The organism is Roseateles aquae, from assembly GCF_032337115.1.
Classification (GTDB): Bacteria; Pseudomonadota; Gammaproteobacteria; order Burkholderiales; family Burkholderiaceae_C; genus Roseateles_C; species Roseateles_C aquae.
Map to the genome: position 1 here is coordinate 201,376 of NZ_JAVXZY010000005.1, position 18,730 is coordinate 220,105.

General features: G+C 67.6%; 19 protein-coding genes. 15 read left to right on the plus strand and 4 right to left on the minus strand.

What is annotated here, in order from left to right:
- Positions 1-29 precede the first annotated feature (29 nt).
- The 12 genes from RQP53_RS13855 to RQP53_RS13910 all read left to right on the plus strand — a co-directional run bounded on the left by RQP53_RS13855 (position 30) and on the right by RQP53_RS13910 (position 8,040).
- A complete protein-coding gene (locus RQP53_RS13855; protein WP_315650925.1) occupies positions 30-749 on the plus strand; it encodes a pyrimidine 5'-nucleotidase in 720 nt (239 codons plus the stop codon).
- 154 nt (positions 750-903) lie between these two features.
- Complete coding sequence (locus RQP53_RS13860; protein WP_315650926.1) at positions 904-1,590, plus strand: response regulator transcription factor; 687 nt, start codon at positions 904-906, stop codon at positions 1,588-1,590.
- Between the two features lie 106 nt (positions 1,591-1,696).
- Positions 1,697-2,395, plus strand: coding sequence for a nucleoid occlusion factor SlmA (gene slmA, locus RQP53_RS13865; protein WP_315650927.1), 699 nt, complete (start codon positions 1,697-1,699; stop codon positions 2,393-2,395).
- A 57-nt stretch (positions 2,396-2,452) separates the two neighbouring features.
- Positions 2,453-3,382 (plus strand): ATP-binding protein, encoded by a 930-nt coding sequence (locus tag RQP53_RS13870; protein WP_315650929.1) that lies wholly within the window; start codon positions 2,453-2,455, stop codon positions 3,380-3,382.
- Positions 3,375-3,857: an NUDIX domain-containing protein gene (locus RQP53_RS13875; RefSeq protein ID WP_315650930.1), complete on the plus strand. Its 483-nt coding sequence runs from the start codon at positions 3,375-3,377 to the stop codon at positions 3,855-3,857. Before RQP53_RS13870 ends, RQP53_RS13875 begins: the two co-directional genes overlap by 8 nt.
- 27 nt (positions 3,858-3,884) lie before the next feature.
- Complete coding sequence (gene hisI / locus RQP53_RS13880) at positions 3,885-4,277, plus strand: phosphoribosyl-AMP cyclohydrolase (protein WP_315650931.1); 393 nt, start codon at positions 3,885-3,887, stop codon at positions 4,275-4,277.
- Entirely contained in the window at positions 4,274-4,627 is a 354-nt protein-coding gene (locus tag RQP53_RS13885) for a phosphoribosyl-ATP diphosphatase (protein ID WP_315650932.1), read from the plus strand. The genes hisI and RQP53_RS13885 overlap by 4 nt, the downstream gene beginning before the upstream one ends.
- A 35-nt stretch (positions 4,628-4,662) precedes the next feature.
- A complete protein-coding gene (locus tag RQP53_RS13890) occupies positions 4,663-5,010 on the plus strand; it encodes a histidine triad nucleotide-binding protein (RefSeq protein ID WP_315650933.1) in 348 nt (115 codons plus the stop codon).
- A gap of 130 nt (positions 5,011-5,140) precedes the next feature.
- Entirely contained in the window at positions 5,141-5,386 is a 246-nt protein-coding gene (gene tatA / locus RQP53_RS13895; RefSeq protein ID WP_315650935.1) for a Sec-independent protein translocase subunit TatA, read from the plus strand.
- 37 nt (positions 5,387-5,423) lie between these two features.
- Complete coding sequence (gene tatB, locus RQP53_RS13900; protein WP_315650936.1) at positions 5,424-5,897, plus strand: Sec-independent protein translocase protein TatB; 474 nt, start codon at positions 5,424-5,426, stop codon at positions 5,895-5,897.
- A complete protein-coding gene (gene tatC, locus RQP53_RS13905; RefSeq protein WP_315650937.1) occupies positions 5,897-6,685 on the plus strand; it encodes a twin-arginine translocase subunit TatC in 789 nt (262 codons plus the stop codon). The genes tatB and tatC overlap by 1 nt, the downstream gene beginning before the upstream one ends.
- Positions 6,686-6,732: 47 nt before the next feature.
- The gene (locus RQP53_RS13910; protein ID WP_315650939.1) at positions 6,733-8,040 is read left to right on the plus strand and encodes a glycerate kinase type-2 family protein; all 1,308 of its coding nucleotides are present in this window, start codon (positions 6,733-6,735) and stop codon (positions 8,038-8,040) included.
- 14 nt (positions 8,041-8,054) lie between these two features.
- Here the strand turns inward: RQP53_RS13910 and RQP53_RS13915 are convergent, their stop codons facing one another.
- Positions 8,055-8,618 (minus strand): hemerythrin domain-containing protein, encoded by a 564-nt coding sequence (locus RQP53_RS13915; protein WP_315650940.1) that lies wholly within the window; start codon positions 8,616-8,618, stop codon positions 8,055-8,057.
- Between the two features lie 141 nt (positions 8,619-8,759).
- On the opposite strand from RQP53_RS13915, the gene RQP53_RS13920 reads away from it, so the two are divergent.
- The gene (locus RQP53_RS13920; protein WP_315650941.1) at positions 8,760-9,545 is read left to right on the plus strand and encodes a Crp/Fnr family transcriptional regulator; all 786 of its coding nucleotides are present in this window, start codon (positions 8,760-8,762) and stop codon (positions 9,543-9,545) included.
- On the opposite strand, the gene RQP53_RS13925 is transcribed toward RQP53_RS13920, so the two are convergent.
- Positions 9,499-11,727, minus strand: coding sequence for an ATP-binding protein (locus tag RQP53_RS13925; RefSeq protein WP_315650942.1), 2,229 nt, complete (start codon positions 11,725-11,727; stop codon positions 9,499-9,501). The genes RQP53_RS13920 and RQP53_RS13925 overlap by 47 nt on opposite strands.
- Before the next feature lie 185 nt (positions 11,728-11,912).
- Here RQP53_RS13925 and RQP53_RS13930 point away from each other — a divergent pair, with 185 nt between their 5' ends.
- Together RQP53_RS13930 and RQP53_RS13935 are read left to right on the plus strand one after the other, a co-directional pair.
- Complete coding sequence (locus RQP53_RS13930) at positions 11,913-12,743, plus strand: HDOD domain-containing protein (RefSeq protein WP_315650944.1); 831 nt, start codon at positions 11,913-11,915, stop codon at positions 12,741-12,743.
- A gap of 114 nt (positions 12,744-12,857) precedes the next feature.
- Positions 12,858-14,738: a M48 family metalloprotease gene (locus RQP53_RS13935; protein WP_315650945.1), complete on the plus strand. Its 1,881-nt coding sequence runs from the start codon at positions 12,858-12,860 to the stop codon at positions 14,736-14,738.
- A 3-nt stretch (positions 14,739-14,741) separates the two neighbouring features.
- Here RQP53_RS13935 and xdhB read toward each other — a convergent pair whose 3' ends face one another.
- Positions 14,742-17,096, minus strand: coding sequence for a xanthine dehydrogenase molybdopterin binding subunit (xdhB, locus tag RQP53_RS13940; protein WP_315650946.1), 2,355 nt, complete (start codon positions 17,094-17,096; stop codon positions 14,742-14,744).
- Positions 17,093-18,640 (minus strand): xanthine dehydrogenase small subunit, encoded by a 1,548-nt coding sequence (xdhA, locus tag RQP53_RS13945; RefSeq protein WP_315650947.1) that lies wholly within the window; start codon positions 18,638-18,640, stop codon positions 17,093-17,095. The genes xdhB and xdhA overlap by 4 nt, the downstream gene beginning before the upstream one ends.
- Between the last annotated feature and the right edge of the window lie 90 nt (positions 18,641-18,730).

Consider the following 18,730-nt stretch of genomic DNA (forward strand, 5'->3'; position numbering starts at 1 on the left):
GGTCGGTGTTTTGGCGAGGTGAGTGCGTGATGCGAGATCGGCGTCGGCTGGCTCCGCAGCGATCGCGGCGGGCGGCTTCCTTAGGGCGGGCGCCCTTGTGGTTGTTTGACCTCGACAACACGCTGCACGATGCCTCGGCGCATGCGTTCAAGGCGTTGAATCGGGCCATGACGGGTTATATCGAGCAGCATCTGCAGCTCGATGCGGTCAGCGCCGCGGGCTTGCGGCAGCATTACTGGCAGCGCTATGGTGCGACGTTGATCGGGCTGGTTCGGCATCATGGTGTCAGCGCCGCCCATTTCCTGAGCGAGACCCATGCCTTGCCGGGGTTGGAGGCGCAACTGCGCTGCCATGCCCATGACCGCGCGGCGCTGCGTCGCTTGCCGGGGCGCAAGGTGCTGCTGACCAATGCGCCGCTGGCCTATGCGCTGCGTGTGCTGCGCGCGCTGGATCTGCTGCGCCATTTCGACGCGGTGTTGGCGATCGAGCACATGGCCATGTTTGGTGAACTGCGCCCCAAGCCGGATGCGCGGATGCTGCGCCACGTCTGCGCGCGCCTGAAGCAGCCGGCCACAGCCTGTGTGCTGGTCGAGGACACGCTGGAACATCAGAAATCGGCGCGTCGCATCGGCATGCAGACGGTCTGGATGCAGCGCTGGGCCCGCGCGGCCAGCCCGGGCAAGCAGGGCTTGCGCCGCCGCCCTGTCTATGTCGACCGGCGCGTCAGCAGCCTCATGCAGCTGCTGTGAGCATGGCTACGGCTGCGCAGCCTGAGTGCTAGCACGGTTTTCAGGGTCTGCTCCTCAGGGTTTGTTCCCCGCCGGCATTTGCAACAATCGTGGCTTCTTCTTGCTCTGCGAACGCGCAGCGTCCAGAATCCCTGTCAAGCTATCCGTCACGATGATGTCCGAGTTCAGTGTCCTGATCGTCGAAGACCAGGCTCGCTTTCGCGAAGCCTTCGCCCGCTCCTTGGCCCAGGCGCCCGACATCCAGCTGCTCGGCATGGCGGTTGATCTGCATCAGGGCCGCAAGATGTTCGATCAGACCCAGCCCGATGTGCTGCTGGTCGATCTGGATCTGCCCGGCGGCAGCGGCATCGAGCTGATACGCCATGCCGCGCACAGTCGGCCGCACTGCGATGTGATGGTGATCTCGGTGTTCGGCGATGAGCAGCATGTGCTGTCCAGCATCGAGGCCGGCGCGACCGGTTACCTGCTCAAGGACAGTCTGGCGCTGGACCTTGCCGATCAGCTGCGCAGCCTGCGCGGCGGCGGCAGTCCGATCAGCCCGGTGATTGCACGACGGCTGCTGATGCGTCTGGCGCCCGGCTCGCCCCATGCGGTCACCGCTGCACCGGCCGAAGGCCAGCCGCTGCCGCCGGATGAGCAGGCCATTGCGCTGTCCGAACAGGAGTCCAGGGTGCTGCATCTGGCGGCCAAGGGTTTCACCTTTGACGAGATCGCCCAGTTCATGACGGTGTCGCCGCACACGGTGATGACTTATGTGAAACGCATCTATCGCAAGCTGCAGGTGCGCTCCAAGGTCGAGGCGATCTACGAGGCGCGGCGCCTGGGCTGGCTGCGTGACTGAGCGAGCAGAGGGCGAGCCAGCGGCTGAGTGAAAGCCCTGCCGTCGCGTCAGGCCGAGGCGTCACAGGGCTGTGCCAGAATCGCCGCAGACCAAGCTGCCTCGCTCTATGCCCCTGCCTGCCTCTGCCTTGCCCAGCACCGACGCCCCAGCCGATACCTCCGAGGTCGTCAGCGCCGACAGCGCTGTGTCGGCGGCATCGGCCGGCACCACCGGGGCCGAGAAGCGCCGCCGGCCCAAGCCGGGTGAGCGCCGCGTGCAGATTCTGCAGACCCTGGCCAGCATGCTGGAAACCTCGGGTGCCGAGCGCGTCACCACCGCGGCGCTGGCCGCGCGGCTGGAGGTCAGCGAGGCGGCGCTGTACCGGCATTTCGCCAGCAAGGCGCAGATGTTCGAGGGGCTGATCGAATTCATCGAAACCAGCATCTTCACGCTGCTGGCGCAGATCAGCGAACGCGAGGGGTCAGGTCTTGCCCAGTCGCAGAAGATCGTCGCCGTGCTGCTGCAGTTTGGCGAACGCAATCCAGGCATGACGCGGGTGATGGTCGGCGATGCGCTGGTCTACGAGAACGAGCGGCTGATCCTGCGCATGAACCAGTTCTTTGACCGGGTTGAATCGACGCTGCGCCAGTGCCTGCGCCACGCGGCCGAAGACCTCGGCTCGGCCACGCCGACGGTGCATGCCAATGCGCAGGCCTCGGTGCTGGTCAGCTTCATCATCGGCCGCCTGCAGCGCTATGCCCGCTCGGGCTTCAAGCGCATGCCAACCGAACAGCTCGACGTCGCGCTGCGCCTGCTGGCGTCTTGAACGCAGTCGGGCGACGCCGGCCGCTACACTGACCGGCTGCTTGCTGTTCGCATTCCCATGGCTGACTCTCTTGCTGCTTTGCTCCACCGTGCCGAGGCCGTGCTGGCCCGTGTTGAGGCGTTGTTGCCCACGCCGCTGGCTGCGCCGGATTGGCAGGCCAGCGCCGCCTTTCGCTACCGCCGCCGTCGTGGCCTGCCGGTGCTGGAGCCGGTGCGGCATCTGGCCGCCATCCGGCTGGCCGACATCAAGGAGGTCGAGCCGCAGAAGCAGCGCCTCTTGCGCAATACCGAGCAGTTCGTGCAGGGCCGGCAGGCCAACAATGTGCTGCTCACCGGCGCCCGCGGCACTGGCAAGAGCTCGCTGATCAAGGCCTGCCTGAACGAGTTCGCGCCCCAGGGCCTGCGCCTGATCGAGGTCGACAAGGCCGATCTGGTCGATCTGCCCGATCTGGTGGATCTGGTCGCCGAGGCGCCCGAGCGCTTCATCATCTATTGCGACGACCTCAGCTTCGACGAGGGCGAACCTGGCTACAAGGCCTTGAAGTCCATCCTGGATGGCTCGATCGCCGCCGCCAGCGACAACGTGCTGATCTATGCCACCAGCAACCGCCGCCATCTGCTGCCCGAGCAGATGCGCGACAACCTGGCCGCCAAGGTCGATGAAAACGGCGAGCTGCATCCCGGTGAGGCGATCGAGGAGAAGGTCTCGCTGTCCGAACGCTTCGGCCTGTGGGTCAGCTTCTATCCCTTCAGCCAGGACGAGTACCTGGCCATCGTCGCGCAGTGGTTGCGCCATTTCGGGCTCGATGCGGCGACCATCGCCGCCGCCCGCCAGCCGGCCCTGATCTGGGCGCTGGAGCGTGGTTCGCGCTCAGGCCGCGTCGCCTGGCAATTCGCCCGCGATCTGGCCGGGCGGGGGGCGCTTGACGGCAGCGTGCCGGCGCCCAGCAGTGCGGCCGTGGCGCCGGAAGGGCTGGACCATGTCTGAGCCGATGAAGACCCTGCCCACCAACTCCCCCTACAACCCGGACCGCCGCCCGGTCGATGTGGCCGTCGGCGTGCTGGTGTGCCGCGATGCCGAGGGCCATGAGGGCGAGTTCCTGCTGACCTCACGGCCGGCCGGCAAGGTCTATGCCGGCTACTGGGAATACCCGGGCGGCAAGCTGGAGGCGGGCGAGACGGTTGAGGAGGCGCTGCGCCGCGAACTGCAGGAGGAGCTCGGCATCACGATTGGCGCCGCCCACCCCTGGAAGATCGAGGAGATGGACTATCCCCATGCCCGCGTGCGCCTGCATTTCTGCAAGGTCTACGACTGGCAGGGTGAGTTTCAGATGCGCGAGCAGCAGCAGATGGCCTGGCAGACGCTGCCGGTGCAGGTGCAGCCGGTGCTGCCCGGCACCGTGCCCGTGCTGCAGTGGTTTGCCGCCGAGCGCGGCCATGCCGGGCCGACCCACATCGGGTGATAGGCGCGGCTGACCTACACTGCGGCCATGGATTGCCTGGATCAGATCAAGTGGGACGACAAGGGCCTGGTGCCCGTGATTGCCCAGGAACGCGACAGCGGCGATGTCGTGATGTTCGCCTGGATGAACCGCGAAGCGTTGGCGCAGACCATCGCCCGTGGCGAGGCGGTGTACTGGAGCCGCTCGCGCAACAGGCTCTGGCACAAGGGCGAGGAAAGCGGCCATGTGCAGAAGGTGCACGAGCTGCGGCTGGACTGCGACAACGATGTACTGCTCCTGCGCATCACCCAGCAAGGCCACGAGCCCGGCATTGCCTGCCACACCGGGCGCCATTCCTGCTTCTATCAGCGCCTGGACGAGGGCCGCTGGATGGCGGTCGAGCCGGTGCTCAAAGATCCTGCGACGATGTATTCCAAATGAGTGACGCTGCCCCTGCCCTGAACGGCAATGACATCCTGGCCCGCATTGCCGATGTGATCGACTCGCGCAAGCCCTCGGCTGGCGGCGACCCCTCGGCCAGCTATGTGGCCAAGCTGTTTGACAAAGGCCTGGACCACATCCTGAAAAAGGTTGGCGAAGAGGCCACCGAGGTGGTCATCGCCGCCAAGGATGGCGATCCCGACAAGCTGGTCTATGAGGTGGCCGACCTCTGGTTCCATTCGATGGTGGCCCTGGCCGCCCAGGGCCTGCGGCCCGAGGCAGTGCTGGCCGAGCTGGGCCGCCGCGAAGGCTTGTCTGGCCTGGAAGAATTCGCCCGACGCAGCCGCTGAGCGGCGTGTCTCTATCCTTTTTTGCCCCCGACGCCATGTCACACGACCCGAACTGCATCTTCTGCAAGATCGTTGCCGGCCAGATTCCGTCCAAGAAGGCCTATGAGGACGAGTATCTGCTCGCCTTTCACGACATCAACCCCTGGGCGCCGGTGCACCTGCTGATCATTCCCAAGCTGCATATCGCCAGCATGGCCGATCTGCACGACGGCCATGCCGAGCTGCTCGGCCGCATGGGCGTGCTGGCGCCCAAGCTGATGCGCGAACTGGGCGTCAGCAACGGCTTTCGCACGGTGATCAACACCGGGCCGGACGGTGGTCAGGAGGTCTATCACCTGCATATGCACGTGATGGGCGGCCCCCGGCCATGGCTGAAGGGCTGAGGGCCGCCCGGGCCGCAATGCGGCCCATAGCTGTACTGTGAATATGCAAATGCCGGGGGCGCGGGCGCGTCCGTCGGCGATCTGTCATGCTGACCACTTAAAATGGTCGATTCGTTTTCAGGAGATCAATATGGGTTCCATGAGCATTTGGCACTGGCTGATCGTGCTGGTCGTGGTGATTGCGGTGTTCGGCACCAAGAAGCTCCGGAACGTCGGTACCGACCTCGGTGCAGCGGTCAAGGGCTTCAAGGACGGCATCAAGGATGGCGCTGCCGACGGCGCTGATCAGCCCGGCCAGCCGACGTCCCAGCAACTGGCCCAGCGCAAGGCCAACGACCCGAACACGGTCGACGTCGACGCCAAGACCAAGAGCTGATGGCCGTGCTGCTCATCGCTGATGGCCGGCACCCGGCATGATTGATTTCGGTTTTGACAAGCTGGCCCTGATCGGTGCGGTCGCGCTGATCGTCATCGGGCCGGAGAAGTTGCCGCGTGTGGCCCGTACCGTCGGCCACCTGCTGGGCAAGGCGCAGCGCTATGTGTCTGATGTCAAGGCCGAGGTCAACCGCTCGATCGAACTGGAGGAACTTCAGAAGATGAAGGGCCAGTTCGAGACGGCGGCGCGCGAGGCCGGCCAGAGCGTGCAGCAGGAGATCCACTCGGCCACTCAGGTGTTTGACCAGACCTGGTCCGACATCAGTGGCAGCGGCGCGGATCACAGTGTGGGCTACACGCCGCTGCCGCCCAGCTACCGCCACCCGAAGAAGAACTGGCGCCTGAAGCGGGGCGCGACCCCGCTCTGGTACAAGCAGCGCACCGGTGTGCGCCGCCATACCCAGTCCGGCGCCGCTCGCGTGGCGCGTTTCCGCCCGCCCCGCAGGCCCTGATGAGCACTCCCCAAGACGACGAACTCGCTGGCACCGAACAACCGTTCGTGTCGCATCTGATCGAGCTGCGTGATCGCCTGATCCGCGCGGTGATTGCGATCGCGCTGGGCTTCGGCCTGCTGTGCCTCTATCCCGGCCCGGCCGGCTTGTACGACCTGCTGGCCGCGCCGCTGGTCGCCCATCTGCCCGATGGCGCGACGATGATCGCCACCAATGTGCTGTCGCCCTTTCTGGTGCCACTGAAGATCACGCTGCTGGCCGGCTTCCTGCTGGCGCTGCCGGTGGTACTCTACCAGGTCTGGGCCTTTGTGGCGCCGGGGCTGTATTCGCATGAAAAGCGTCTGGTGCTGCCGCTGGTGGTGTCGAGCACCGGGCTGTTCTTCGTTGGCGTGGCCTTCTGCTACTTCTTCGTGTTCGGCAAGGTCTTTACCTTCATCCAGAGCTTTGCACCGAAGAGCATCCGCGCCGCGCCCGATATCGAGGCCTATCTGAGCTTTGTGATGACGATGTTCATCGCCTTCGGCGCCGCCTTCGAGGTGCCGGTGGTGGTGGTGGTGCTGGCGCGCATGGGCCTGGTCAGCATCGAGAAGCTGCGCGAATGGCGCGGCTACTTCATCGTGCTTGCCTTTGTGATTGCCGCAGTGATCACGCCGCCGGACATCGTCTCGCAGCTGGCGTTGGCGGTGCCGATGTGCCTTCTTTATGAGGTCGGCATTTTTGCGGCTGGCTATTTCGTCCGCTATTCCAAGCCGCCCGAGACCGAGGGGCAAGAGCAGCAGGGCAATTGAGCGGCTGATCGGCTGCTCGGCTGCTGGCAGGCTCTAGACTGCGGGGCATGAATCCCACGCTGTCCCCCCGCGAGCTGCTGCGCCAGCTCTACCAGGCTGCGGTCTCGCGTGCGCTGCCGGCGATGCAGATGGCCGCCCATCTGCCCGCGCCACCCGATTCACGTGGAGGCCGTACGCTGGTCATCGGCGCCGGCAAGGCGGGCGGCTCGATGGCCGCCGCGCTGGATGCGCTGTGGCCGGCCGAGGCCCAGCTGTCTGGCCTGGTCGTCACCCGCTACGACCATGTGCCGCCCGACTACCGCTCAGGCCCGCGCCGCATCGAGGTCGTCGAGGCGGCCCATCCGGTACCCGACGCCGCCGGCCGCCAGGCCGCCGAGCGCATGCTGGCGCTGTGCCAGGGCCTGCGGCCCGAGGATCTGGTGATCTGCCTGATCTCCGGCGGCGGCTCGGCGCTGCTGAGCCTGCCGGCGCCGGGGCTGGGCCTGGAGCAAAAGCGCGACGTCAACCGGGCTCTGCTGCGCAGCGGCGCGACGATTGCCGAAATGAACTGCGTGCGCAAGCATCTGTCTGCCATCAAGGGCGGGCGCCTGGCCGCTGCCTGTGCTCCGGCTGAAGTGCTGACGCTGATGATTTCCGATGTGCCCGGCGACGATCCGGCCATCATCGCCTCCGGCCCCACCGTGCCCGACCCGACGCTGTGCGAAGACGCGCTGGCCATCTGCCGGCGCTACCGGATCGAGTTGCCACCGGCGGCGCAGCAAGGCCTGAGCAGCGGCGCCTACGAGACGCCCAAGCCCGGCGACGCCTGTTTTGCCGGCCAGCGACTGGCCATGCTGGCCACACCGCAGCTGAGCCTGGAGGCAGCCGCCGATCACGCACGCAGCCTGGGCCTGGCTGCGCACATCCTGTCGGACGAGATCGAGGGCGAGTCTCGCGATATCGGCCTGATGCATGCGGCGCTGGCCCGTGCGGTGGCGCGGCGCGGCGCGCCGTTTGCCAAGCCCTGTGTGATCCTGTCCGGCGGCGAAACGACGGTGACCGTGCAGTCACGTTCGGTGCCGGGCCGCGGCGGCCGCGCTACTGAGTTTCTGCTCGGCTGCGCGATCGGCCTGCAGGGCGAGCCCGGCGTCCATGTGCTGGCCGCGGATACCGATGGCATCGACGGCGTTGAAGACAATGCCGGCGCCTTCCTGACGCCCAGCACCCTGGCCCGCGCGGCGGCGCTGGGGCTGAAACCGGCCGATCATCTGGAGCGCAACGACGCCTACAGCTTCTTTGCGCCCCTGGGCGATCTGTTCACGCCGGGGCCGACCTTCACCAATGTGAACGACTTTCGCGCGCTGCTGGTGCTCTGAAGCAAGGCTGTAGATCAGCCACCAACGCCGCGGCGCGCCGACATCTCCTGCCCCATGGCCGCCTCGGCCTCGGGGCTGAGCAGCGACTGGGCGCAGGGGAAGATCAGTTCATCCTCGGTCTTCAGATGCTGTTCGTGCGTTTTGACGAAGGTTTCGGCAGCGCGGCCGAGCAGATCCAGCAGCACCGGCGGCACATCGCCATCGGCCAGCCGCCCAACCTGGAACAGCTGTGCGCGCAGCACCTCCCATTGAGCGATCAGGCGCTGGTGTTCGTCGCGCAGACGCTGGCAGGCCTTGCCCAGGGTCAGGTCGCCCAGAGCATCGATGGCCGGGAAGACGTGCAACTCCTCGTCCTCGTGGTGCAGCGGCGCGGCGATATCGAAATAACGCAGCACCTGCTGGGCGGCATCGCGTGCCTCACGATCCAGACCCTGCTCGCGCAGATGCTGCAGCAGGCGCTGGAGCAGCGCCAGGCTGTCGTTCACCTTGTCGTGGCAGGCGCTCAGCAAGCTAAACGGCGCCTCGTAGCTGCTGCCGGCTTGCTGCGCCACTTGGGGCATGGGAAGGGGGGAGGGCATCGGCTGATTGTGCCGCTTTTGATGTGCAGCAGGGTCTTCGATTTGCGGGCTTTGCCAAGCTTGTCGCGCTGCGACGGCTTTTGATGCAACGCAAGGACGCCGGCCCGGGCTTGGCCGACAGTGGCAACCATCAGCAATCGAATGCAATGGAACGCCGCCATCGTGGACAGCCTCAACACCAGCCGACTCCAAGCCCCGCGCGATGCCGGAGTCCATGGCGCTGCTGCGCTTGAACCGGCCATGCCGCTGAACGTGGACTGGCAGGCCCTGCTCGGCGGCGCCGCGCTGTCGGCCAGCGAGTTGCAGGCCCTGCAGGCCATGCCCGCACCGCGGCGCCTGGCCGCGGGCAGCATGGCTTTCACGCGACGCCAACGGGCAGCTCAGCTGATTGCGGTGCTGGAAGGCGCCGTCGGCCTGGGGCTGGCGCGCGATGACGAACCCTTCCAGCTGGAGCGCACCGTGCGTGGCCCAGGCTGGCTGGATCTCAGCAGTGCCTGGCTGGGCGAGGAGCACGCCCAGGATGCGCGCGCGCTGGAGGACAGCTGGCTGGTGGAGCTGCCGCTGGAGCGCGTGCGCGGCCTGCTCGCCCGCGAGCCGAATATGCTGGACCGGCTGCTGCTGGCCCTGGCCCGCGCGGTGCATGGGCTGACCTGCGTCACTCACGACCTGATGCACAAGGACGCCGAGCGCCGTCTGGCGGCCTGGCTGCTGCAGCACTGCGAGCCGGTCGAGCTGGAAGGCAAGGGCGAGGGCGTGCAGGTGTCCCTGAAGGAGCGCAAGCGCGATATCGCCGCGCAGCTGGCGATCACGCCGGAGACGCTGTCGCGGATGATGCGCCAGCTCAATCGCAAGGGCGTGATCGAAGTGCAGGGCTACAAGGTCAAGGTGTTGGACTTGGGCTCGTTGCGGGCGTTGGCGCAGGACTGAGCGGCGCTGGCTCTCGCGCTGGCGCGCGGCGCGGGAAGCGCAGCACCATGACCAGGCCCTGGGGCCAGCTCCCTTCGGCGCGCAGCTGGCCGCCGAGCATCTGCTGCGCTAGCAGATGCGCCACATGCAGGCCCAAACCGGTGTGGCCGCGCGAGCGTGCGCTGGTCATGAAGGGGCTGAAGATTTCCTCGCGCTGATGGCTTTGCACGCCGCGGCCGTTGTCGCGCACGCGCAGCTCGATCTGGTCGCCCTCCAGCGCCAGGCTGACGTGGATTTGCGCGTCGCTGCCATCGCCGGGCTCGAAGGCATGGGAGAGGGCGTTGTCGATCAATTGATCGAGGATGCGCACCAAGGCGCCGGGATAGCTGTCGGCACTGCCGCAATGCTCGATATGCGATTCCAGCCGCACCTGCTGGGCGCCACTGGCAATGCGCCAGCGCTGCAAGGCCTGTTCGACCTGGTGGGTGGGGTTGAAGCGCAGCCGCGGCTCCGGCACCTGCTGCACCGAGAGCTCCTTGAAGCGTTGCACCAGATCGGCGGCGCGCTGCAGCGAGTGCCGCGCCAGCTCGCTGCTATTGCCCAGCAGGGCGAGGAATTCGAGCAGCTCGCTGCGCTTGAGCTGGCCTTCGCTCAGATGCCGCGTCAGATCGGCGGTAGCGTCGGCCTGCGTGCTCAGCGCCAGCAGCGCATTGCCCAGCGGCGTGTTCAGCTCATGGCCAATGCCCACCACCATATGCGCCATCGCCGCGAGGCGCTCCTGGTGGGCCAGCGCCTGCAGGGTGCGGTGCAGGTCGTCGGTGCGTTCCTGCACGCGCTGCTCCAGCTCGTCATGGGCCTGCTGCAGCGCCGCTTCAGTGGCCTGGCGTATGGCCACCTCGGTGCGCAGCTGGTCCAGCGTGACGGTCAACTCCTGATGGCGCTGGGCCAGCGTCTGCTGCAGCACATCGCCGTGTTGCTGCAGGCTGCTGTTCTGGATGCGCAGCTTGGTCGCTGCCAGCGCATCGGCCAGCAGCCGTGAAGACAGCTCGGCACGGCCACGGTGGCGGCGTTCCTGCATGCCCTGCAGATCGCGCAGCGCGTGAAAGGCCAGCTCGTAGTTGCCGGCCTCCTGCGCCGTGCTGACCAGCAGTTCGGCCGCGCGCAGCAGCAGCAGGCCCATGAAGCTGGTCGGGCTGGCATCGCGGAAGTGGGCCAGGATGGACTGCATCAGGCCGATGGCGTCGTCGCGCCGCCCCTCGGCCAGCGCGATCAGCGCGCGCACATAGTCGACCCAGCTCTGGTGCTCCTGCCAGGGCCGGGTGGCCGGCTGCCCGGGCACCTGGGGCCAGACCTCGTCGCGCAGATCCTCCATCTTCTGCAACTGCTGGGCGGCTATCTGGATGTCGCCGCGCCGGGCGTGGCCGATCGCCAGATTCACCGCGCAACGGTAGTGGCCAAAGGGGCCGCCGAGATGCTCGGTTTCGCGCGCCGACATGGCGTGGAAGTGCAGGCTGGCGTCGCGATGCGCGGCGCTGTCCGGGCCGCCGGCCTCGGCCAGAAAGTAGTAGGCCGAGCCCAAGAGGCTGCCCAGCTGCTGGCGCAGCTCCGGCGCCAGCTCGCGGTGCACCCAGGGCTGCAGCCGCTCAATCACCTCGTGGTAGAGGCCGCTGCGCAGCAGCACGCTGCTCAGGCCCAGGTCCACCTCGGCCAGCGCCTGGCTGTCGTCGGGGCGGCTGGCCAGCCAGTGGCGGGCACGCTCGAAGGCGTTCAGCGCCGGCTCGATCAGGCCGATCTGGCCGAACACCTCGCCCAAGGTCAGCGCCACCTCGATCTGCGCCTCGGCGCCAATGCCGGCGTCGCTCAGGGCGTCCAGCCTCTGGGCTTCGGCAATGCAGTCGGCTGGTACTTCGGGAACCGAGAGGGCGCGCAAGCGCAAACCCAGCGCCTGGCAGCACAGGCCGGCCTCGCCGTCGGGGTCAGGACTTGCCCGCATCGCTTCCTGGCACTGCGCCAGCATCTGCCAGGCGTCACTGAAGCGGCGCAGCAGCACCAGGCGGCGCAGCTGATCCAGCAAGCGTTTGAAGTCAGGCGACACACCAGCGCCGGGAGTGGACGGCGCGGCCGACACCGCAGCCGGGGCTGCCGTGCCTTGTTGCGGCGCACCGGCAGTGCCGGGCTCGCCAGGGCCGTGGGGGCTGGACATACTGCTGTGGCCTTCCCATGTGTGCCGGCCCAGTTTAAGCGTGCCGGGCGCAGCCCGCCAAGCCCCCGATCCAGGCGTGCAACAGCGGGGCGGAAAGCTGCCAATTTCGCGCTAGCTGCGCCCGCGGTGCTCACTTAGACTGCATCGCATCGCCCCATCCTTTCCTGTCCAGCAAGGAGTCCACCGTGATCGCAGCCGCCGAGAAATTCTTTGAAAAGAACAATGCCCTGCCGACGATGCCCGAGGTGGCCAGCCGGCTGATGCGCAGCTTTGATGATGACAATCTCGGCCTTGCCGATGTGGCGGCGCTGATTGGCAAGGACGCGACGCTGTCGGCCAAGGTGCTGCGTCTGGCCAACTCGGCCCGCTACAGCCCCTCGCACAATGTCTCGAGCCTGCAGGACGCTGCCGCGGCCCTGGGCATGGATACCTTGCGCAATCTCTCGCTGGCCGCCTGCATCTCGGGCGCTTTCCCCAAGGTGCCAGGTCTTGACCGCGAGAAGTTCTGGCGCCACAGCCTGGCCACGGCGGGTTATGCGCGCATCCTCAGCCGCATCCTTCGGGTGGATGACGACACCTCCTACCTGGCCGGTCTGATGATGCGCACCGGCCAGCTGATGATGGCGATGGCCGACCCCGATCAGGTGGCCGATGTCGAGGCCCATGCGCAGGAAGCGGGCAGCCGCTTTTCCCTGGAGATGCACCGTTTCAACTGCACGCACGCTGATGTGACCGCCTCGCTGGCGGCGCACTGGCATTTTCCGGCGCCCATGGTCGAGGCCTTCAAGGACGCCAACACGCCGCTGGAGATCCGCCCCTTCTCGCTGATGGCGGCCGTGCTCCATATTGCCGAGGTGCTGGCCGACGCGGCCGAGCATCACGAAGATCCGGTCAAGGCCATGCAGGTGGCGGTGCCCGAGCTCGTTGAGCATCTGCACCTGGACTTGGACTACCTGCGCGACAAGATTGCCGCCGCCGGTGATCTCGGTGGCGACGTCGACCAGCTCTTGCACTGAATCGGCATTCACCGACGTCTTTTTGCCGCCGTATCCCCCTTTTGGGGGCCTAGGGTTCGCCCGCGGGGCCGCGTAGCCTCATGCTCTTCCGCTGGTGGGTGCAAGAGGTGAGAGTTGGACGCTGCTGACTATGTCAATTTGCTGCGCTTGAACGAGCAGGCCAGTCGCAGCGATCCGCATGCCTACCGCCGCCGCGTGCTGCGCTTTGCGCTGCTGGGCTATCTGGCCGTCTTCCTGCTCGCCCTCTTGGCCGTGGCCGGGCTGATCTGGCTGGCGTGGCGCCTGCAGCAGGGCCGGCCGGCCGCCTGGATGATCTGGCCCGGTCTGGCCTGCCTGGGCCTGCTCTGGGCCACGCTGCAAGGCCTGCGCGTGCCAATGGCAGCGCCGCAGGGCGAACGCATCACCGCGGCCGATGCGCCGGAGCTGTTCAAGGCGCTGGACAAGATTCGCGCCAAGCTGCGCGGCCCGCGCCTGCACGCGGTGCTGGTCAATGGCGAATTCAACGCCTCCATCCAGCAGCAGCCGCTGATGCTGGGCCTGGCGCACCGCAACTACCTGGTGCTGGGCTGGCCGATGCTGGCGGCGCTGGAGCCACGCCGGCTGTACGCCGTCATTGCCCATGAGTACGGCCATCTGCGTGGCGACCATGGCAAGCTGTCCGCCTGGATCTACCGCACCCGGCTGGCCTGGGCGCAGCTGGGGCGGCGCTACCGGGAAGACAGCTCGGTGGTCAGCTTTGCGCTGTCCGGCTTTGTGCAGTGGTACACGCCGCGTTTTGACGCCCTGAGCTTTGCGCTGGCCCGCGAGGACGAATACGAAGCCGATCGTGCCAGCGCGCGGCTGTTCGGGCCCGAGCTGGCCGCGCAGACGCTGCAGGAGATCGCCGTCAAGGCCCAGCACCTGGACGCCGAGTTCTGGCCGCAGTGGTGGCGCCGTGCGCGGCTGGAGCCGGCGCCCTTGCAGGCCGAGGGCGGACCTTTTGCCGAGATGGGCCTGGCCTTGCAGCTGGCGGTCCCCCCGGAGGGCCTGCGCGACTACCTGATGCGTGAGCTCAAGCGCCTGGCAGATTTCGACGATACCCATCCGGTGCTGAAAGACCGCCTGGCCGCGCTGCGCCAGCGCGCCGGGCTGAAGCGGCTGTCGCAGCAGTCTTCGCTGGAACTGCTGGGTGAGGCCCGTGCGCGGGTGGCCCAGCATCTGGATGAACACTGGTGGCTGCAGAACCGCAAGGAATGGGCCCAGTATGGCGAGCGCTTGCGTGAGCAGCAGGCCCAGGCCGAAGCCTTTGCCGCCCGGCCACAGTTGGAGCTGACGGCCGATGAGTGGGTGCAGTGGTCCGATGCCATCCGTGCTTTGCTCGACGACGATCCCAGCCCCTGGCTGGAGCGTGCGCTGGAGCTCGCGCCCTGCCATCCGCGTGCACTGGCCGAGCTGGCGCGGCTGCATCTGGCACGGGGCGACGCCCGTGTCGGCGCCTGGCTGGAACTGCTCTACCAGACCCATGAAGATCAGGCCTGGCTGGCCGCACAGCTGGCGCAGCGTTGGATAGACGCCTGCCAGCTGCAGGAGCGGCCGGTGGCGCCCGAACTGCGCCGGCTCTGGCGCGAACGCCGCGAGCGCAGCGAGCTGCTGGAGCACGAGGCCTGGCAGGCCTTTGTCGACAGCCCGCCCTGGGATCAGGGCATCGCCGCCCAGCTCGACGAGGCCGAGCTGCGCAATCTGCGTGGCGTGCTGCTGCGCGAGGCCGATGTGCGCATGGCCTGGGTCGGCGAGCAGCGCCTGCCGATACGTCCGGCGCGGCGCCACTTCTCGATCTGGCTGCAGGCGCGTTGCCGCGACGAGCATGCCGATGAGCTGGCTCAGCGGCTCTACGAGCGCATCAACGACAGCGGCGCCTTGCCTGGCCGCTGCCGGGTGCTGGTGATCGGCCGCCATGTCGAGCCGGCACGCCGCGAGGCCTGCACCGAGCTGAAGCTGCTGCTGCAGCGCCGCTGAAATTCAGCGAGGCGTGTTGATCGCGGTGATCGCGCGCAGCACGTTCTCCGCGGTGGCCGGGGCACGCAGCGACACCTCGGTGCCGGCCGGGCCGCAGGCGGCCACCGCATCACGTATCGCCAGCAGCACCGAGAAGGGCAGCAGCAGAGGCGGTTCACCGACGGCCTTGGAGCGGTGGATGCTGTCGGCCCCATTGGGGCGGTCGAACAGCGCCACACGGAAGTCCACCGGGCTGTCATTGGCCGTCGGAATCTTGTAGGTGCTGGGTGCGTGGGTTTGCAAGAGGCCGGAGACCGGGTGCCAGACCAGCTCCTCGGTCGTCAGCCAGCCCTGGCCCTGGACGAAGGCGCCCTCGACCTGGCCGATGTCCAGCGCCGGGTTCAGCGACTGGCCGACGTCGTGCAGCACGTCGGCGCGCAGCACCCGGCTCTCGCCGCTAAGACTGTCAACCAGCACCTCGGTCACGGCCGCCCCATAGGCGTAGTAGAAGAAGGGCTTGCCCTGCAGCTTGGCACGATCCCAGTGCAGGCCCGGCGTGGCGTAGAAGCCTTCGCTCCAGAGCTGGATGCGGCGCAGATAGGCTTCGGCCACCAGCTTGCCGAAAGGCAAGACCTGACCCCCAGCGCTGCCCCGCGCATGCACCTGGCCGGTATTGAAGACCAGGGCCTCGACGCTGCAGCCCAGCAGCTCGGCCGCCAGCGGTGCCAGCCGCGCGCGGATCTTGCGCGCGGCGTCCTGCGCGGCCTTGCCGTTCAGATCGGCGCCGGTGGAGGCGGCCGTTGCCGAGGTGTTGGCCACCTTCTGCGTGTCGGTGGCGCTGCAGCGCACCTGCTCGAAAGGAATGCCTAGCTCATGGGCCACCACCTGAGCCACCTTGGTGTTCAGGCCCTGGCCCATCTCGGTGCCGCCGTGGTTCACCAGCACCGTGCCATCGGTGTAGACATGGACCAGCGCACCGGCCTGGTTCAGGTGCACCACATTGAAGGAGATGCCGAACTTCAGCGGCGTCAATGCCAGCCCCTTTTTCAGCACCGGGCTGCTCGCATTGAAGGCGGCGACTTCGGCGCGGCGGCGGGCGTAGTCGCTGCGCTCGATCAAGGCGGTGGTCAGTGGCTCGATCTGGTTGTCCTCGACCTGCTGGCCATAGGGCGTGATATTGCGTCCGTCCTCGTCGCGGTAGAAATTGCGCTGGCGCACCAGCAGCGGGTCGAGGCCGAGCCGGCGGGCCACCGTGTCCAGAATGACTTCGATGGCCAGCGCCCCCTGCGGGCCGCCAAAGCCGCGGAAGGCGGTATTGCTCTGCGTGTTGGTGCGGGCGCAGAAGCCGTGCATGGTCACATGGGGCAGCCAGTAGGCATTGTCGAAATGGCAGAGCGCGCGGGCCATCACCGGCGCCGACAGATCGGCCGAATGGCCGGCATTGGAGATCAGCTCGATCTCGATGCCGAGGAGGCGGCCCTCGTCGTCATGGCCGACGTCCCAGCGGTAGTCAAAGCCGTGGCGCCGGCCGGTGATCAGGAAATCATCATCGCGGTCGACGCGCAGCTTGACCGGCCGGCGCAGCCGCGAGGCCGCCAGCGCCGCCACACAGGCGAACAGCGCCGATTGCGATTCCTTGCCGCCAAAGCCACCGCCCATGCGCCGGCACTGCACCTGCACCTGGTGGGCGCCCCAGCCCAGGGCATGGGCGACCAGCTGCTGCATCTCGCTGGGATGCTGGGTGGAGCAGTGGATCAGCAGGCCCTTGTTCTCCTGCGGCAAGGCGTAGGAAATCTGGCCCTCCAGATAGAACTGTTCCTGGCCGCCCACCGACCATTCACCGCTGAAACGCTGCGGGGCTGCGGCCAATGCCGCCGCCGCATCGCCGCGACTCAGATGCATGGGCGGCAGCACATACTGGTCGGCCGCATGGGCTTGCAGCGCCGTCAACACTAGCGGCAGGGCCTCATAACGAATCACCTGCCTGGCCAGCGCCGCGGCGCGGCGGGCCAGCTCGCGATCCTGGGCAATGATGGCAAACACCGGCTGACCGAGATAGCTGAGCGTGTCGCTGGCCAGGATGGGATCGTCGTGCAGCAGCGGGCCGCAGTTGTTCTCGCCGGGCAGGTCGGCGGCGGTGAAGACGGCGACGACGCCGGGCTGCGCACGCAGCAGGTCCAGATCAATGCCCAGCAGCCGGCCGTGGGCGACCGGGCTCAGGCCCAGCGCGGCGTGCAGCGTGCCTTGGGCCTCGGGCATGTCGTCGATATAGACGGCCTCGCCGCTGACGTGCAGGGCGGCGGATTCATGGGCCCGGCTGATGCCAACCTGGGGCTGGCTGGTGGTAAGCCGCGGATCCAAGGTGTTGGCGTTCTTCATGCCGGGCTCCTGCTGCCAAAGCGAACGGCCTGCCAGACACTGGTCTGGGCGGCGCTCAGCGGTGCCTCGGGCCTGGTTTCCAGCCAGAAGCGGCGCAGCAGGTTTTGCGCCACCTGCATCCGGTAGTCGGCGCTGGCACGCAGATCGCTGAGCGGCCGGAAATCCTCGGCCAGTGCGTCGGCCGCAGCGCGGGCCTGGACCTCGTTCCAGGGCTTGCCGATCAGCGCGGCCTCGGCGCTGGCGGCGCGTTTGACGATGGCCGCCATGCCGCCGAAGACCAGGCGTGCTTCCTCCACCACACCCTCACTTTGGCGCAGCGCCAGCACGGCGCAGACGGCGGAGATATCGCTGTCGTAGCGCTTGGCAATCTTGTAGCCGCGAAGTTGCCAGCGCTGGTGCCATGCTTGATCGGGCAGCGGCAGGTGCATCGCTTCGAGGAACTCGCCCGGCTGCAGCGCGTTCTTCATGTAGTCGAGATAGAAGTCCTGCAGCGGCAGGCGGCGTTGCTGGTCACCGCGGCGCAGCACCAGCTGCGCGCCCAGCGCGATCAGCGCCGGCGCGCCGTCACCGATGGGCGAGCCGTTGGCGATATTGCCGCCCAAGGTGCCGGCGTGGCGCACCGGCGGCGAGGCAAAGCGCAGCCACAGCTCCCGCAGCTGCGGCACCTGCGCGGCCAGGGCCGACCAGGCGGATTCCAGCGAGGCGCCGGCGCCAATCCACAGGCCGGGCTGGCCGTCCAGCTCGCGGGCTTCGATGCGCCGCAGCTCCTCGCAGGCGCCGAGATAGATGATGTCGCCCAGCGCGCGGAACTGCTTGTTGACCCACAGGCCGATATCGGTGGCCCCGGCCAGCAGTCGGGCCTCGGGCCGGGCCTCGCGAAGTGCAGCCAGTTCGCCGATGCTGCGCGGTGCATGGAAGTGCTGCACGCCGCCCTCGGCCGGGTTCATCGCCGCGTAGTGCAGCGGCGCATCGGCCTGCAGCTGGCGCAGGGCTGCGGCAATCGGCGCGCGATCCAGCAGCTGCGCTGGTGCATCGAACATCTGCGCGCCGGCGTCGAGAATGGGCCGGTAGCCGGTGCAGCGGCACAGATTGCCGGCGAGCCCATCGGCCAATTGCTGGCGATCCGGGCGCGTGCCTTCCGCCTGGTGGCGCTCGTACAGCGCTTGCAGCGTCATCGCGAAGCCGGGGGTGCAGAAGCCGCATTGCGAGCCGTGGCAGCGCGCCAGCGCGTCCTGTACCGGATTGAGCCGCTCGGCACTGCCGAGGTCTTCCACGGTGAGCAGCGCGCGGCCGTCCAGCGTGGGCAGGAACTGGATGCAGGCATTGACATTGCGCAGTTGCAGCTCGCCTTGCTCATCCAACTCGCCCAGCAGCACGGTGCAGGCACCGCAATCGCCCTCGGCACAGCCTTCCTTGCTGCCGCAGCGGTGCGCGTGTTCGCGCAACCATTGCAGCACCGTGGTGGTCGGCGGCAGGCCAGCGACCTGCTGAATCGCACCGCGATGGAAGAAACGGATCGGGCGGGTGGCGGGTTCTTGGCTCATGCGATGAAGGAGGCGATGGGCGCGACGGCGATCGGCAACGATAGCGCCGGCGGCGCGACGAGATATTTGTTTGCAAGCATATGAGTTATA

Bases quoted from the DNA above. Each gene is read 5' to 3' on its own strand.
- RQP53_RS13855 (WP_315650925.1), top strand. From the start codon at position 30: ATGCGAGATCGGCGTCGGCTGGCTCCGCAGCGATCGCGGCGGGCGGCT.
- RQP53_RS13860 (WP_315650926.1), top strand. From the start codon at position 904: ATGTCCGAGTTCAGTGTCCTGATCGTCGAAGACCAGGCTCGCTTTCGC.
- slmA (WP_315650927.1), top strand. From the start codon at position 1,697: ATGCCCCTGCCTGCCTCTGCCTTGCCCAGCACCGACGCCCCAGCCGAT.
- RQP53_RS13870 (WP_315650929.1), top strand. From the start codon at position 2,453: ATGGCTGACTCTCTTGCTGCTTTGCTCCACCGTGCCGAGGCCGTGCTG.
- RQP53_RS13875 (WP_315650930.1), top strand. From the start codon at position 3,375: ATGTCTGAGCCGATGAAGACCCTGCCCACCAACTCCCCCTACAACCCG.
- hisI (WP_315650931.1), top strand. From the start codon at position 3,885: ATGGATTGCCTGGATCAGATCAAGTGGGACGACAAGGGCCTGGTGCCC.
- RQP53_RS13885 (WP_315650932.1), top strand. From the start codon at position 4,274: ATGAGTGACGCTGCCCCTGCCCTGAACGGCAATGACATCCTGGCCCGC.
- RQP53_RS13890 (WP_315650933.1), top strand. From the start codon at position 4,663: ATGTCACACGACCCGAACTGCATCTTCTGCAAGATCGTTGCCGGCCAG.
- tatA (WP_315650935.1), top strand. From the start codon at position 5,141: ATGGGTTCCATGAGCATTTGGCACTGGCTGATCGTGCTGGTCGTGGTG.
- tatB (WP_315650936.1), top strand. From the start codon at position 5,424: ATGATTGATTTCGGTTTTGACAAGCTGGCCCTGATCGGTGCGGTCGCG.
- tatC (WP_315650937.1), top strand. From the start codon at position 5,897: ATGAGCACTCCCCAAGACGACGAACTCGCTGGCACCGAACAACCGTTC.
- RQP53_RS13910 (WP_315650939.1), top strand. From the start codon at position 6,733: ATGAATCCCACGCTGTCCCCCCGCGAGCTGCTGCGCCAGCTCTACCAG.
- RQP53_RS13915 (WP_315650940.1), bottom strand. From the start codon at position 8,618: ATGCCCTCCCCCCTTCCCATGCCCCAAGTGGCGCAGCAAGCCGGCAGC.
- RQP53_RS13920 (WP_315650941.1), top strand. From the start codon at position 8,760: ATGCAATGGAACGCCGCCATCGTGGACAGCCTCAACACCAGCCGACTC.
- RQP53_RS13925 (WP_315650942.1), bottom strand. From the start codon at position 11,727: ATGTCCAGCCCCCACGGCCCTGGCGAGCCCGGCACTGCCGGTGCGCCG.
- xdhB (WP_315650946.1), bottom strand. From the start codon at position 17,096: ATGAAGAACGCCAACACCTTGGATCCGCGGCTTACCACCAGCCAGCCC.
- xdhA (WP_315650947.1), bottom strand. From the start codon at position 18,640: ATGAGCCAAGAACCCGCCACCCGCCCGATCCGTTTCTTCCATCGCGGT.